Below are 15179 nucleotides of genomic sequence, written 5' to 3' on the forward strand. Positions count from 1 at the left end.
CAGTAGATTGAAAATACATTTATCTCGCATCACTTAACAGCAAAGAAGGAAAATGAACTTTACTCTTAAAGACCTCGGAACGGCTTACCGAATGGCCAAAGTTGATTTATACTACAGCTCCAATCCTCCTATTATAAAAATGGCAGAGTACGAGGAAAATCTTCTTCAGAATCTGCAGTCTCTTCTCATTAAGTTAAATCTCGACTCCGATGATTGGGTCGAAGATCCAGACTTCCTCGGTGGTCGAACTTTCTCCCCAAAGAGCCTAGAATTCAAACTGTCTGACGCCGGTTCCGTAATCCGTTCAAACCCTGCACGTTCTTGGAAAATATTTCTAGAAGGTGAGAACGAACCACCGGAAGCCATTTTTCGCCTATCCGCTATGTGTAGCATAGATTTTCACATACTCTCCACATTATGGATGATGCGAGTCGGACGTAAATTTGACAAATGTCTAAATTCTTCTTCATATGGAAACAGGCTCCGAAAGGCTGCGCCAAACACCATAGAGGATCTATCTCTTGGCTCTTTCAATCCATACATCGCACCTTTTGGAAAGTGGCGCGACGATGGACTTGCTACCATGACGGAAGCACTAAATACAGATAAAGATATAGTTGCTATAACAGCCGATGTTTCATCATTTTACCATGAACTTGACTCACATTTCATGATCGACAATAACTTTATCGAGAAAATACTGGGACTTAACCTATCCCCTTTAGAAGAAAAAATAAACCGTACATTCATAAGGTCGATCCAGGCTTGGGCAAAGGAAACCGGACTGCTACGAGGACTCCCGGTAGGTCTTCCAGCATCTGCGGTAATCGCCAATATGGCTCTGATAGAACTAGATCGAACCATCGAAAATGAAATTGTTCCACTCTACTATGGTCGATATGTTGACGACATAATTCTCGTGCTTGAGAATCGTTCAAACATGACCACTCATTCACAAGTTTGGGATTGGATATTTGCCAGATCCGGAGAGAAATTAAGTTGGGATAGATCCAAAGTCGAGGTTGAGGTCCCATCCAAATCTAAATCAGAAACCGAAGCTGTACGATATCGTGCCGATTATCTCCTAGAGAGCAATATAATATTCTCAAACAAAAAGAATAAAGTATTCTTCCTCGAAGGAGAATCTGGCAAGGTTCTCATATCTTCGATAAGGTCATCGATTCACGAACGAGCAAGCGAGTGGCGTTGCCTTCCTGAGCTACCTAGAGATCCAGCAAAGGTGGCAACCGATATGGTTGCAGCTACGCAATTTGATGGAGAATCAGCAGACAATCTTAGGAAAACCGATTCACTTTCGATGAGACGAGCAGGGTTTGCATTAAAGCTCAGGGATATCGAAGCGTACGAGCGGGATCTAGAACCTAAAGATTGGCCTGATCACCGTCATTCTTTTTATCGAGCATATATAGATCATGTTCTTGTTCTGCCCAACTTCTTCGACTTGGCAGGATACCTTCCTCGAATTATTCAACTAGCCACCAGCTGCAAGGACTTCGAGGAACTTGGCGCTATAATAAGATCAGTTACGAGGATCATTGGTGAGATTTCTTCCAGCTGCAGAATTTCGGTAAATGCCGATGAGTCCCGAAATATTGACAAAAAATCTGTCATCGAGGAATGGACGAACAGATTATACAGTAGCATATACGAAAATATCGCCTCAGCGTTTCCAGGACAATTAACAAAAGACGATATTAAAAAATGGAACATCTATATAAAAACCCCCTTGTTGGGAAAATTAAGTTTTCAAAATTTTTCAATACAAAAGTCCGAAGCGGACCGTAATAGTCTGTTTTGCCGCGACCTTGCGCATGTTCCGTTCAGATTCTCCAAACTACCTGAGGAATTTGTTTCAAGTCGAGGGATATACAAAGAGACCACCGATCCCGCCCCTGGATCACCAATACCTCTCAGCTTGATAGACCTTAATCAATTGCTGCCGGAGGAATCCATCGAAGGATTGGAAACCTTGTCCAACTGGACACTAGGTGATTCGGAAAACTTTCATTCAGGTGTAGCATTTCCAACCCGCCCATTCAGCTTTGCTGAACTTTTTATAGTTGCAAAATCACCATTCAGCAAAGAATCCAACATCGACTTAGTCAAAGTTATCGCGGCGCTACGTGGATGGAAACCAACAGGCACCATGCCAGAGATAAGAAAATCTGATCCTCACACTCTAAATATTCAACCGATTTCTAACACAGCGAAAAAGAAGATCGCAATTAGCAGTTGGAAAACTGAATATGATAGTTGGACGGCTGCGGCTATGAAGCTTGCAGATCCGGACGTGGACCGATACAGACGACTGAATTCTCTTATAAATGAGGTTATCGCCAGGGGGGGCGTTGATTACCTGGTTCTACCTGAGCTAGCCCTACCTTCAAAATGGTTCATTAGAATTGTGCAGAAATTGCACGACAGAGGCATAAACTTGATAAGCGGCATGGAATATTTTCATGCTGAAAACAAGAGAGGGGAGAAGGTTGTCCACAATCAGGTTTGGGCAGCACTGAGGCATAATGGACTCGGATTCCCGTCCACGATGGTAGTAAGACAGGATAAGCAGCGGCCAGCACTCCACGAAGAGCAGACATTACATTCGTTTGCAGGATTAAGGCTCGAACCATATACGAAAACAGATACCCCAACTGTAATTCAAATCGGAAACTTTTCCTTCGCAATGTTAATATGTAGCGAACTCACCAATATTGATTATCGATCGAATCTCCGAGGAAAGATTGATGCCCTATTTGTCCCCGAATGGAATCAGGACATTACGACATTTGTTTCCTTAGTTGAATCCGCCTCACTGGATATTCATGCTTATATCATTCAATGCAACGATGGAGCATACGGCGATAGTCGTATACGTGCACCATACAGTGACACGTGGAAGCGCGATATCGTGAAGGTCAAGGGCGGGGCCCACGATTACATAGTTGTAGGCGAAATAGATATCGATGCACTGCGCCAATTCCAATCTCATCACCGATCACCCGCGGGCCCATTTAAACCAGTACCGGACGGATTCTCACTCTCGTCTGCAAGGCGATCGCTGCCTCGCAGTGGAAAAGGCCGTACGAGCCCCTAGTTATTCCGGGTATGGACGTTAGTGACGAGAGACTGTAATAGGCGGTCTGATCCTATGCATGATAACGGCGGTCTCGGCAGTCGATCGGTTCCGGATATCTCGGGCAATGAAGGTGTCTGTCGGTATCTCTGCCTGTATAACGGCGATGCCCGATATACAGGCAGAGATACCGATCTCATTGCTGTCGGTTCCCGGGTCACGGTGATCCCGACCGCCGGATCGCGGTCGTTGATACCGCGTCGCAGGTCGGGGTTGTGGTCGAGGACTTTACTGACACTGTCATCGGCAGCTCTGAACTGGGGCGGGATTGGGCGGCGGTGGTGCGGTGGGCGATCGCCCTCGACGACGGCCGTTTGGTCTTCGCCGCCGAGGGCGGTCTTGAACTCGCCTGAATATTTCCGTCTCGCCGAGAAAGAATCCCTGAATGCAGGTGCGCTACACACTAGATGTCAGTGGAAAAAGATGCTGTTCAGTACCTTAATGTGCGGCGTCGAATGCATCGATGACGTCGGCTTTGATCCGCCCTTTCGCGCCGACGTCGAAACCGTCCTTGCCGGCCCATTCCCGGATTTCTTTCAGTTGCTCAGCGGATCGATCCGATCCCAATTTTTTGGTCGCAGTCGGCGTTTGTGTGCGGGCCTTGCCGGCAGAGGGGATCTTCTCTGCGACCTTGATATATGGGGCGAATGCCGCTTCGATCTTGTCGGCATTTCCGGGTCGAAGGTCAATTCGATAATCGGCACCTTGATAGGAGAAAGTGACCTCGTGGCCTAGTCCGGTGTCGATGGGTTTTCCGTCGAGATCGTCGATGAGTTGACGAATAAATATTTCGGCCACAGGGAAATCCTCTTCGTTGTGTGTGGGATTATGTCCAGTTCATATTATTCGCGGTATCCGATAATTCGGGACACTCCTACCGACGCCACGCCGACTACCCACCTGCCGGCGGCCTCGGACGAGCCCGTGGTGGCCTCGGCAGTCGATCGGCCTCGATTTTCTGTGTCGCCGAACGATGTTTCATAAACGGCCCATTTATGAACGGAGGGAACGATTTTCGGCAAACTGGGGCGACGCATGTTCCGAAACTCATGTCCAATATCGATGGTTCATTATTTGAATTCCGACAAGTTACGGAACATCGCCCCTTTTAGCTATGCGCAGATCCCTGCCCCTCATCTTCGGCAGGGCCAGCCTTTCTTCCCACCACGAATCCGTTACGTCGCATCTCCCGGACACCCCATCCCCTCCGAAGATCACGATCCGACATCTGCAATGAGCAGTCGATGCGTGAATCGGTGGGTGCTGGTTTCAGAGTTTTGTCTCGTTGGATTGAAGCTTATGTCGCCTCAGATAGTGCCGCTGTCAGGCCCACCTTCTCATCAGTCCTCAACAGCATGATCGCCCAGGCTTTCGACAACACGACGCTCCTACCGTGATTTCGACACAGCAGAGGGTACGTCGACATAGACTTGTCCACCTGAATGGCGCACCCTAATCTCGAACGAATTTAACCTCCGCACGTCAAATTATCCCTGGTCAGGGTGCCATTCTTTGTTCACGACTCGTGTTCACGCTGAATCAGCGTAAAAGCGCGAGGCTACTGCCCCATCTCGCTGAGAGAGCTTACGCCATGAGCAAGCAACATCTGTTCGACCGATCCGAGCCCGAATTCCTCCGTATCGAGGGCGGTGTTGTCACTGAGCACGTCCACGGAGTCGACGATCTGAAGCCGCGCCACGACCGTCAGCAGGGTCACGGCGTCGAACAGGAGCAGCCCTCTCCGTCGCAGGTCGCGATTATCTGCATTCAATGCGGTGCGGGTGTCATCGCTGGTCAACACGACAACGGCTACCACTGCTACGCATGCGGTGGCGACTACCACTTGCGAAACTGTCCTCAGTGCACGCGACTCGTTCATATTCACGGGTCTCTGTACGGACGGAAGGTCCAGTGCCTCACATGTCGACGTACGAGCAGTTGGCGACGCTGGGAACGCAATAGCGTCCGCGCAGGCGCAGTCGCCTCTCAGATCGCACTTCCACAGGCTGAGGTCGCCGACCCCGATCGCCGAATTCTCGGCGGCGTCACCATCGCCGCGGCAGGGGTTCCACCCCTGGCGCCGGGAATCGGATGCAAACTCGAATTCGCCGCTCGCCACATACTGGTCTATTCCCTCATGACAACGGGTAGCTATGAGGTCGTGCAGACGGTCCAGTACGAATCCGTCGACTTCGTACAGATTTCCGGGAGCGGCGCCACGACCATTACCACCGATGCAGGACTGATCGGCGGAGGCTTCGGTGTCAAGGGCGCGGTTGAGGGCATCCTTGCAGCCAGTGTCATCAATGCCCTCACGCGCAGGACGACAACGACGATCGAAGCGATCGTCTATCTCAAAGCGGGGCCAAGCGAGGTGCTACTCAACACGAGCACGTTCACTCCAGCGGTTCTGCAAGTTATGCTCGCACCCTCATTTACCCGCATAGAGCAAGCACGTACCGGAAACAACCCTGCAAGCAGCTTCGGTGGGAGTCCCTAGATACCATCGCAACCCCATAGATCCAAGGATCGCGACACGCACGGATCCTCTCTTTGCTCAGAATTCCTGTTGCGTTTCTCGCTCTCTCGGACCACGGTCCCCCGCCGCAGCGCGGAATCTGGGTCGCGGGGCGATCGATGTCGTTGCCGGAATCGGAATACTACGATAAGTAACATTTATCGCAGTATTCGCGCGGTTTTCTCTTCCGGTTGGTGCGCTCGACTCAGGTCTCGGAGACGACACACCGAAGGTGTCTATGCGTCGGACTTCGGTGAACTTCTTCGCGATCCGTAACTTCGAAAGTCCGCTGAGCGCTTTCCTGCGGGTTCGGGTGTGCGTTTTGACCATCGTCATACCGGACGATCTCGAACACGCTCCTACGTGCGATTCACCTGGGGAAATTTCTGCGCGTTCCGTCCATTTTGCTGTCCGTTGAAATAATCCGATATGGCATAGTTTCTAACGGACGATTCGTCCACTGGACGTCGTGAACGGCAAAAATCGGGAGTGGAATGAAGATCGGCTACGCGCGTGTGAGTACGGCGGCTCAGGATTCGTCGATTCAGGTCGAACTTCTTGCCAAGGAAGGCGTCGGCCGAGACCGGGTCTACGTCGATCACGGAATCAGTGGCCGGCAGACACAGCGACCCGGACTCGACAATGCGATCAACGCCGCCCGCGAAGGCGACGTCTTCTGCGTGACCAAACTCGACAGGCTCTCCCGATCAGCGAAGGACCTTCACGAGACTGTGGGGCGACTGGCGGACAAGGGTGTGGCGTTGTCGATCGACGGGAAGATCTACGACCCGACCGATCCGATGGGAAAAATGTTCATCGGCGTCCTCGGGCTGATGGCCGAATTCGAATCAGACCTGATCCGGAGCAGAACGCGGGACGCTGTGGCCGCGGCCGCGGCGGCTGGCAAGATGAAAGGTCGTCAGCACAAGCTCACCCCGGAAGAGCGTGCGTACCTGTTGCAAACGTACGAGACCGGGCAGTTCAAGATCGAAACACTGTGTAGGAACACAGGTTTGAAGCGTTCAGCACTGTACGCAAACATCGAGTTGGCACGCACCGAACGGGATGCAGGAAGACTTCCGGCACTCTGATCTCGCCCGTCAGTCGATCCAGCATTTCCACGGCCGCGACCTGTTTATCGAGCGCTCTGTGCCAAATAATTCCGAGAGTCACGGAGCTACGCGAGGGTCTCGACCACCGACAGAGCGCCGATCCGCAGAGCATGCGCTTCAGCCTCGGCCGAGGTGTGCACCGGAAAGCTGGAATATCTTCCGGCCGTGGATATTCGCACAATCCGATTGCCGGCACCCGATCGGCAATGACCGCTTCTGCGCCTCTGAGATCCATCTGCTCGACAACTGCTCCCTGCGCGCGGGACCGTCGAGTTCGGATCCAGCGCGGCGGGAGCAGTTCCTGCCGAGCCCACACTTCAGCGGCATTTCGTTCGTGTCAGCCCGAAACTGATGCTCAGCTGAGCGAGTTCAGGGCGGTGATGAACGAGACGGCGGTGATGCCGAGCTTGAGCAGTTCGCTGACCTTGCCGAGATTGAGATCCTCGAGCGATTCGGTGCTCAGCGATGCGGTGTCGAACGATCCCATGAAAACTCCTCAGAAATTATTGATTGAACGGTAGTGACCAACAGCGGAGCAAGAAGGGGGCAGACCCCGGATGCACCGGGCTCCGCCCCCTTCTTCGGCTTGGGGCTACCAGTTCGCCGGGCGGTGGCCGTTCGTGACCGCTACCGCACCCACCGAATGTCATGCCCCGGCCGTTTCCCTAGCTGCCGAAGATGTTGCCGAGATTGCCGAGCGAGCCGGTGCCGGTCTCAGTCTCGGCGTCCTTCTTGGCGAAGTTGGTGGTGCAACCGTTGAACGTCACCGCATCCACGAGAGTGGAGGTTGCGGCCGAGCCGCGGCCGATACTGATGCCGTAGTGGTCGACGACAGCATTCGGCTGCGCTTCGGCGATGGCGTCGAGGCTCACGCGCGCGAAGTCCTTTGCGCCGTCGATGTTCTGGGTGCTCCACCATTCGCCATCCTGAAGGCTGACATGGACGGCTCCGTCGGTGGTGTCCGGTGCGGTGACTCCCGGAACCCACACGAGGGTGGTGAAGCCGGTGTCGGTGAACTTTCCGCCGGTGGTGCCGCTCAGACGCAGCTGGAACGATGCCTTCGCCGTCTCCGCGCGCTCGGCGAAGCCGATTTCGGTGTCGAGGATGTCGGCAAGCTTCACACCGCCCGCCGAGTGATACGACACGGAGCGCTCTTCGACGCCGTCGACCTCCAGCTTCAGGGAGCCGTCCTCGTCAAGAACGTTCTCGGCCGAGTACGAGGCAGTCTGGTCCTTCTCGTCCTCGAACGGGATCCCCCACCCGTTAGTGCTGGTTTCGGTGGAGGTCGCATCGCACGTGAAGCCCGGCGCCGCCTCGTTCGAGCCGAGAGAACCAGTGGGCAGCGCGCCGGCGAAAGCGGGGGCGACCAGAGCTGCGGAGCTGACGAGTGCGGCGACGATTCCGGCGCGGCGAGCAGTGGTGGACATACGAGTTGAACCTCTCGATAAGGAATGCAAAGATCAGCAAAAAACTAGCACAGACTGTCCGGTTTGTGAATGTTTAACTATCGCGTGACCGTAATTCACACACAACCGGAAACCGTTGTTCGGTAACGTGTTTCAGTTTTCGGGCCGTGGTTCCAATTCTCATAGAATGGGATAGTGTGTCCATTGGCGTTCGTCAGCGCGGTTCTGCGTTCACCGGAGCCGGCCCGCGCCGCGATGACCCCGACTCCAACCTTTCGCCATTGGCGGGAATCGTCGTCCGAGACACGACCGAACGAAAAGGGGCTCCACCGGAAAGGGAGTGAGACTTCGCCGGTGGAGCCCTGGCGCACTGACAACCATGACAGAAGCCAGCGCACCAAACAGGGCCGTCAACGCTCATGCGTGAGACCGGCAAGCCCCGGCGCCATCCTCTCGGGGTTGAGTCGAGAACACGGCGACGCCATCGACCCTACGACCCGGAACAGGCCGTAGCGTTCCGGACACACCGCCCTGCTGACCATCGGTGTCCGTTTCCGTACGCCGCAGTTCCGTTTCACACGGCAAGGTGGGGTCAGGACGACCCGAAGAGATTTCCGAGGGAACCGCCCGGTCCTCCCTCTTCCCCCGTTGTCGCGGTAATGGTGAACGTGTCCGCCTGCACCATCGAGTTCACCCATTCGGAGTTTTCGTTCTCCGTCGTCGTGCATCCGGCGTAGAAGACATACGTGCCCGCGGCAAGGTCATCGACGGTGTACGTCTTGGTGTCACCGGGCAACACGGGATCAGGGTGGGTGTCCCAGTTCGAGGTGCCGATATCGAAACCGGCGGGGAAAACAGTTGTTGGTGCAAGGTCGGCGGTCAGCACAGTCAGGCCGCAGTGCGAATTGATCGTGTTGGTGTTGGTGACAGTAGCGCTGAACGTGTCACCGGCGATGCTTGTCTGGACGGTCGGGGTCTGGGGGATGACCACGTCGGCCGACGCGACTGCAGCTCCGGCAATTGTCGTCGCGGCGATCGCTGCAGTTGTTGTCATGAACTTTCGAAGATGCATAGTTTGTCCCTTTTCTCTGCAGATCGGTGACGGCCGAACCGGCGTCAGTGGGGGCTGCCGAGGCCACTCTGGTGGGGTCGTCTGATGGGTCGTCCACTCGACTGCTCGACCGTAATACGCACGTCAGAGCTTGCCGAGACCCCAAAAATGGGGGGGCGAACGATACGGGTGTGCGGTGAAAGTCCGTCTGTTCGAACTCGACACCGGTAACTGCATGGTTGTCCACGCGCGATGCTCGTATCTGCCCAACCACGCTTGCCTGAAAATCTCGACCCAGGGTTCTGGAAACGCTGCCACCGCCCAACCAATAGCTTGTGGATAACTGATCCCCGGTGATGTGATGCTAAAGTCCGATTGATCAAAGATTGCACCTGTCTTCATCAGGTCGGGACCGAATGGAGTCTCACGTCCCATGCCTGAAATAGAACTTCCCTCCGGTACGTCGTGGAGACGGTACGACTGCTGCCAGGCCGAGGTGAGGCAGCAGTGGTGAGTAGATTTCGCCGTGACGCCGCCATCCTCGCCGCGTACCTCGCGCAATTCGAGAACACCGAATCGAACTGCACGGACCCTCACACTGCCGCGACGGCGCTCACGCCCGAGGAACATCACCAGCGTCGACGCGACTACGCCGACAGCCTCGCCTGGGCGACCGCGAAGCAGGTCAACGATGAAGACATCGCGGCGCTCACCCAGATCCGGCAACGCTACGGTTTCCCACCGCAATCGTGAACGTCGGCGGCCCGACGCGCCGGCAGAGACTCGTCGCCGAGAAATAACGAAAGGAACCCGATCGATGAGCGAAGGCTACTTCCGAACCCAATGCCGAGAATGCGACCTCCTCGTCTACGAAGGACCCTGGATCCCACCACGAGAGCGTCACCTCCTGCACGAGCACCATCGCACACTCTGTACAAGTGCGCCGCCTACCGCCCCGACACCGACGCCTCCCACCGCGGTGAACACCACCAGGCCCGCCCCGCTGTTCCTCCTGCCCACTGCGCATCGGGAGCCCAGACCGCGAACACGCTCATCGCCCGCGAAAAATGGACGGCTACAACGAGTGCAGTAACGCGGAGAGGACCATTGCCGATCGGAACCGGGACATACCAGCCTGTCGATCGAAGCCAGGCCTTCACGCCCGTTAAACGCGGGCGACATGTCGCTCGGCAGGGGTTCCCATACGAGGTAAGAACAGATGACCGCCGCGCACCGATCGCATCACTCCACGGGCATCTCTGGCACCGTCGGCGCGCCTGACACACCTCAGAAATCGGGGAACCTTTGTGCAGTAGTGGGTTTCGCAGTTATGTTTCCTGTGGGCGCCCGTCGACCGGCTGGTCACTCGACGGGAGGCGGGACGCCCGCCTCCCGGACCTGTCCCACATGCACCTCCCGCTTCGCCGGGCGGTGGGCGCTGCCATGGATCGCTCTCGCGTCTGAGTGCCCCGCCAGCGCGATTCCGGGGGTGGGATGCGTCAGACGGAGACGACTGTTGTCCCGGTACCTTTTGCAGCACCGGGACAACGATCGCTGACACGAAGGTTGTTCGTCAGCTCCCGAAGATACTGCCAGAGCTGCCGACGCTTCCCGTCCCGGAGCCGCTGGGAACGTGCACCGTCGAGCCGTCGACGACATACCCTAAGGGTCCATCGGTAGCCGGCGTATCAGTGACGAGGATCGGTAGTCGGTACACGCTGCCGTCGTCGCCGCGCAGTTCCAGATGATGCTCACCGGCAGGAACATTCGGAACGACGAAGTCGAGGATCGCCACGCCGTCGTCGTTGACCTCGAACGTGCCGACCTCGACCGGATCGGAGAACAGCGTTCCGACGAACTTGCCCACCTTCGTCACCTGTCCCACGGCGCCGCGAATGGCGACGAACCCGGCCCACAGGTGTGTACCGGACTGCACGACAACCTGATCGGCACTGAGCCCGCCGTGTGAACGTGCCACCGCGGTGTGCCCCAAAGAGTTGAACAGTATTTGACCACTGCAGTCGGTGCCGTACTGCCAGGCGTTGCTCACTGCCGGGCATTGCATCGACAATGCCGAGTACAGGGTGTGGGTCATGGTCTGCGATCCGAATTTCGACGCAATCGCTTCGTGAACGGCCAAAGAACTGGTATCACACACCAGATCACCGATCATGCAGATCGAGGACACAAGTCCGGCGTGAGCATCCTTGAATTTCAGTGCATCAGGGTCAGCGATCGACGCCGAGACCGAGGCACCGGAGCCGTTCGTCGAGCCCAGCTTGTTCCATCCCCCGACGTTTTCGGCGCGGTTGGGTTGATGAGAGGGATCGCCGATGACGACGATCTTCTTCACCTGCGTGAACAGCGACGTCTCACCGCTGCGGTGGGCGTTGCCCATCGTCTTGTTGATCACGTCGGCGCCCTGGGAATAGCCGGCGAGCACCACGGACGCCTGATGGCAGTGCGAGGCGATCAGCCGCAGTTCCTTGGCGAGGTTGTCGGCACCGACCGCGACGGATCGTTGGTACCGGTCGATGTAGGAGAGGTCGAGGAGATTGACCGGGATCGCGGGATAGCGGATCGCCCGGGCCTGCATCGATGCGATATCTGGGGTGCCGGATTCGCCCTGATGGTGCAGTTCGTTGAAGACGGCTTTCACCGGTTCCCCCATCCCCGTGGTGCGGGCGTTGGGGCCGGAATCTTTGGTGTAGACAGGATCGAAAGTGGAGGACTCGTACTGTTCGAGCGTCTTGTCCTGGTCTTCGCCGGAGCCGCGGACGCCGACGAAGTACACGTCATCGCATTCGGCGGGGTTGGTCGTTTCCACTGCCGCGGAGATGGCTGCGGCGAGCTCGTCGGTATTGGTGGCGGTGAAGTACTGCCCGCCGGTGGCATTGGCGATGCAGCTCAGCTCGCTCTCGGCATTGGTCGGGGCGTTGAACCCGACGGCATGGACGCGGAAGTCGACACCGAGATCGTTCTTGATCTCTTGGGCAACGGCACAGGGGTTTCCGCAACTGCTCTGTCCGTCGCTGATCAACACGATGGTGCGGTCCCCGCTGGCCGGCAGGTCACGCGCTGCTGCCCGCAGGGCGTCCGGTGTGGGGGTACCGCCGTCGGCGGAGAGTTGCGTTGTCGCGGCATTGAGTTGGTCTTTGTTGTCGGTGGCGACAGGAACCAACAACCGGCCACCGTCGCCGCAGCTGCCGCTGAAACTACGCAGCCCGGCCGCCTGGCCGGGAGCGAGCGCGTCGATCCCGGCGCGCAGCGCCTCTTTCGCTTGCGTCAGTGGGGATCCCGACATCGATCCCGAGGTGTCGACCACGAACAACACACTCGACTGCCGTAATTCTTGTGCCTGCGCTGCCGGTACCGAGATCGTGGCCATCGCCACCAACAAGCTCAGCACAGCAATCACAGTATTTCTTCGCCGCCCGGGCCCGAATCTGGTGCGCCCGGGAGCGGGCCGCTGGTGCAGTCGCGTCGTCATGTGTTCTCGTCGTCCCTTCACTGCCGTCGATGCACCTGCGCAGTGAGGTGCGGGGTCAAGTCATATGCGCTGTTTCGCCGCAGAGCGGACTTGTCGAATGTTTCGGTACGGTCGGGCGTAGCGGTGTGCCGGTTCCGGAGTGTTTTCGTACCTCGTTAGCGTCACCTAATCAGATGTATCTCAGTCGACAGCCCACCCCTCGCGCATGCCCCCAATTCTGTGGTCTCCCCATACACGCCCCCGTGCGATATCTTCCGGCGTACACGACGATGCGGACGCCTCCCGAAGGGGCGTCCCTGGAAGCTGTCCCCCGCTCGTATCACCGAATGTGTATGCGCCGTAGTCGCTGTCAGCATCCGTCGACCACACACTCATCGCTGGCGCCGCGAAGAGTCAGCGGCCGAGCGACGAGGCATCTGTTGCCCGATCTCGTGCATGGGAGCAACTGGGTTCGTCCTATGTCGGATGAAAGTCTCGACGCGCGCCGAGTCGCGCGCTCGACTGCTCGATGGCGGGCGTCTTCGTGTCGTGGTTGTCGGGGCCTGAAACGGGGTAACTACTGGTACACACTGTGACGAACTTGTGTTTGCGCGATGTGCACTCGAGGCCAGTCCGAACAGTGTGTGCGCTGGGACTGACGAAACCACTCGGCGTGCACGTGCACCCCGCGTCTCATCTCTCGGGAGGACCGCATGAAATATCATCGCCGGGTAGGAATTTCCCCTCTGCCGTCGTCGGCGTCACACGACGTTCCTCTCTCACTCGCACGGTCGACCCGACGGGTCGCTCTCTGCCGAAGAGTAGGGATCGTCGTTCTGGCGATCCTTGTAACTGCGGTCGTCACAAGCATGTCCCGCGCTTCGGCGGGACCCGTCGACACTGTGCTGCCCATCCCGGTCGCCGGCCTCGCCACCGGCCCGACCGGGCTCGGTGGGCCTCTGGTCGGGCAGCATGTCACGGCCACCACCGACACCGAACGGCCCGGAATCACCGAATTCCGTGGCACCGAAGGCATCTGTGCGTGCATGGTCCACTGGCGCAACTTGACTACCGGCGTTGCAGGCACCTCGAACTTGTGGTTCGGGCTACCCGCTACCGGGGGAACAGCGATCACCGGTTCCGGTGTCCTGGTTGCCACCGTCACCACCAGCGGCGCCGGAAGCCCGATCACCGTTCTCCCCGGCGCCGGACTGTGGATCGTTCCCTGACCGACTACTGCGCCCTCAATCCTCTTCTTTGAAAGGGCGCCGAGCACGTGTCACGATTGCACGGCCGCCGTGCCAACATGCGCTCGGCCTGTCACCGTCGGAGGCAGGTGCGCGGACCTTACGGCCGTTTACATTCGGTGACAATGTCGGTCAGAGGCGCATGCACGTACTGTGCCCCCAATTCTGCTGTCTCGCGGCCGACTTCTACCCGTTCTACGGTCGAACGATGACGTGCGAACGCTGAGCCGCCCCAGGTTTTCGGCATCGCTGTACTGTCCACAACGGGGTGAGGATCACCGCATGAACGCCACCGGCATCAGACCGTATCTCGTCGTCCGGGCCATCGGAGCTGTTCCGATTCTGATTGTCGGCGTCAAAGGGATCACCGGTTTCTACAACGACGACATCGCGTGGATGCTCTTGCTGACCGCCCTCGGCCTCACGGTGTGGTTTGTCTCGGATCGGATGCGCAAGAAGAACACCACCTGGGACAGCCTGCGCGCATTCGCCGACCGACATACCGGTGGATCCGAAAGCCCTGCCGCCGAGTCTGTCTCGGGGTACGGCCGATTCGCGCTCGATCATGCATTGCTGTTCTCGGCGCCCGTCCGCAGCGCCCTGATCCGGGAGCATCTCCTTCACACACTGCAGCCTGGTCCTGGGCCCTCGGCCCAACACTTCGGCCTGTACCTGATCGAGAACACCGACCGGCGGATCAGTGTGCGGTTCGGCTCGGTCGCAGCGCCCGACTTGTTCACTGCAGTTATCTCCCTTCAAGACAATGCCTCACGTGCAAGTGGGCGCCTCGACTTCGTCTCCGCGCACTCGCAGCACGGCGTCCTGGTCGCCGGCGAAACGATCGAGCGCCTCCGCCGCGACATCGCCGACGCCGTTCGATCGCTCGCACCGAACGCCTACCTCGCCGACACGCCCGTCGCCGGCGCGATCATCAGGATGTGACCGACGAGAAGCAGACATCATCACCGGCACCCACTGTCGTGACTGAATCCATTCCCGTCTCGACCTGCCCATCCGCGCTCGTGGCGGACCAGATGCCTGACATATCAGCGAATGGTCCCGCGCTGTGCACTGCGCCTGAGAACACCCGCAAACCGACTTCCCGTTCCGAACTCCCTGCTATGTTCTGTCGATCCTGTTCACACGCGCAGCGGAGTCCACCACGTGACCGATACCCCCTCCTACTCCCCCACCGACACGGTCCACCGCATCGGTGTCGTCG

11 protein-coding genes and 1 pseudogene are annotated in these 15179 nt (G+C 57.5%); 7 read left to right on the forward strand and 5 right to left on the reverse strand.

From position 1 onward, the window contains the following. Positions 1–52: 52 nt before the first annotated feature. Together ACKAMS_RS24180 and ACKAMS_RS24185 are read left to right on the forward strand one after the other, a co-directional pair. On the forward strand, positions 53–3115 hold the full coding sequence (locus ACKAMS_RS24180; RefSeq protein ID WP_408989660.1) for a reverse transcriptase domain-containing protein: 3063 nt from the start codon (positions 53–55) through the stop codon (positions 3113–3115). 201 nt (positions 3116–3316) lie between these two features. Continuing rightward, positions 3317–3507, forward strand: a pseudogene (locus tag ACKAMS_RS24185) (hypothetical protein). Between the two features lie 85 nt (positions 3508–3592). Here ACKAMS_RS24185 and ACKAMS_RS24190 read toward each other — a convergent pair. Beyond that, positions 3593–3952: an Lsr2 family protein gene (locus ACKAMS_RS24190; protein ID WP_408989661.1), complete on the reverse strand. Its 360-nt coding sequence runs from the start codon at positions 3950–3952 to the stop codon at positions 3593–3595. A 793-nt stretch (positions 3953–4745) separates the two neighbouring features. Between ACKAMS_RS24190 and ACKAMS_RS24195 the strand changes: the two genes are divergently transcribed. Together ACKAMS_RS24195 and ACKAMS_RS24200 are read left to right on the forward strand one after the other, a co-directional pair. Then, complete coding sequence (locus ACKAMS_RS24195) at positions 4746–5654, forward strand: hypothetical protein (RefSeq protein WP_408989662.1); 909 nt, start codon at positions 4746–4748, stop codon at positions 5652–5654. A gap of 512 nt (positions 5655–6166) precedes the next feature. Further along, positions 6167–6763 (forward strand): recombinase family protein, encoded by a 597-nt coding sequence (locus ACKAMS_RS24200; protein ID WP_060939882.1) that lies wholly within the window; start codon positions 6167–6169, stop codon positions 6761–6763. A gap of 376 nt (positions 6764–7139) precedes the next feature. Here ACKAMS_RS24200 and ACKAMS_RS24205 read toward each other — a convergent pair whose 3' ends face one another. From ACKAMS_RS24205 to ACKAMS_RS24215, 3 genes are all read right to left on the reverse strand, one after another. Continuing rightward, positions 7140–7271 (reverse strand): hypothetical protein, encoded by a 132-nt coding sequence (locus ACKAMS_RS24205; RefSeq protein WP_256066028.1) that lies wholly within the window; start codon positions 7269–7271, stop codon positions 7140–7142. Positions 7272–7449: 178 nt separating this feature from the next. Continuing rightward, entirely contained in the window at positions 7450–8211 is a 762-nt protein-coding gene (locus ACKAMS_RS24210) for a hypothetical protein (protein WP_060939881.1), read from the reverse strand. A gap of 571 nt (positions 8212–8782) precedes the next feature. Continuing rightward, a complete protein-coding gene (locus ACKAMS_RS24215) occupies positions 8783–9244 on the reverse strand; it encodes a hypothetical protein (protein ID WP_143542713.1) in 462 nt (153 codons plus the stop codon). 507 nt (positions 9245–9751) lie between these two features. Between ACKAMS_RS24215 and ACKAMS_RS24220 the strand changes: the two genes are divergently transcribed. After that, positions 9752–9994 (forward strand): hypothetical protein, encoded by a 243-nt coding sequence (locus ACKAMS_RS24220; RefSeq protein WP_143542714.1) that lies wholly within the window; start codon positions 9752–9754, stop codon positions 9992–9994. A gap of 820 nt (positions 9995–10814) precedes the next feature. On the opposite strand, the gene ACKAMS_RS24225 is transcribed toward ACKAMS_RS24220, so the two are convergent. Continuing rightward, positions 10815–12650: a cutinase family protein gene (locus ACKAMS_RS24225; RefSeq protein WP_162267918.1), complete on the reverse strand. Its 1836-nt coding sequence runs from the start codon at positions 12648–12650 to the stop codon at positions 10815–10817. Between the two features lie 929 nt (positions 12651–13579). Here ACKAMS_RS24225 and ACKAMS_RS24230 point away from each other — a divergent pair. Continuing rightward, a complete protein-coding gene (locus ACKAMS_RS24230; RefSeq protein WP_024488160.1) occupies positions 13580–13939 on the forward strand; it encodes a hypothetical protein in 360 nt (119 codons plus the stop codon). Between the two features lie 300 nt (positions 13940–14239). After that, on the forward strand, positions 14240–14899 hold the full coding sequence (locus ACKAMS_RS24235) for a hypothetical protein (protein ID WP_024488159.1): 660 nt from the start codon (positions 14240–14242) through the stop codon (positions 14897–14899). Positions 14900–15179 lie beyond the last annotated feature (280 nt).

Origin of the sequence: Rhodococcus sp. 5A-K4 (assembly GCF_046097995.1) — a bacterium.
GTDB classification, from domain to species: domain Bacteria; phylum Actinomycetota; class Actinomycetes; order Mycobacteriales; family Mycobacteriaceae; genus Rhodococcus_F; species Rhodococcus_F erythropolis.

Excerpts from the sequence above, each read along its gene's own strand:
- ACKAMS_RS24210 (WP_060939881.1), bottom strand. The coding sequence starts at position 8,211 with ATGTCCACCACTGCTCGCCGCGCCGGAATCGTCGCCGCACTCGTCAGC.
- ACKAMS_RS24205 (WP_256066028.1), bottom strand. The coding sequence starts at position 7,271 with ATGGGATCGTTCGACACCGCATCGCTGAGCACCGAATCGCTCGAGGAT.
- ACKAMS_RS24200 (WP_060939882.1), top strand. The coding sequence starts at position 6,167 with ATGAAGATCGGCTACGCGCGTGTGAGTACGGCGGCTCAGGATTCGTCG.
- ACKAMS_RS24215 (WP_143542713.1), bottom strand. The coding sequence starts at position 9,244 with ATGACAACAACTGCAGCGATCGCCGCGACGACAATTGCCGGAGCTGCA.
- ACKAMS_RS24230 (WP_024488160.1), top strand. The coding sequence starts at position 13,580 with ATGTCCCGCGCTTCGGCGGGACCCGTCGACACTGTGCTGCCCATCCCG.
- ACKAMS_RS24235 (WP_024488159.1), top strand. The coding sequence starts at position 14,240 with ATGAACGCCACCGGCATCAGACCGTATCTCGTCGTCCGGGCCATCGGA.
- ACKAMS_RS24180 (WP_408989660.1), top strand. The coding sequence starts at position 53 with ATGAACTTTACTCTTAAAGACCTCGGAACGGCTTACCGAATGGCCAAA.
- ACKAMS_RS24195 (WP_408989662.1), top strand. The coding sequence starts at position 4,746 with ATGAGCAAGCAACATCTGTTCGACCGATCCGAGCCCGAATTCCTCCGT.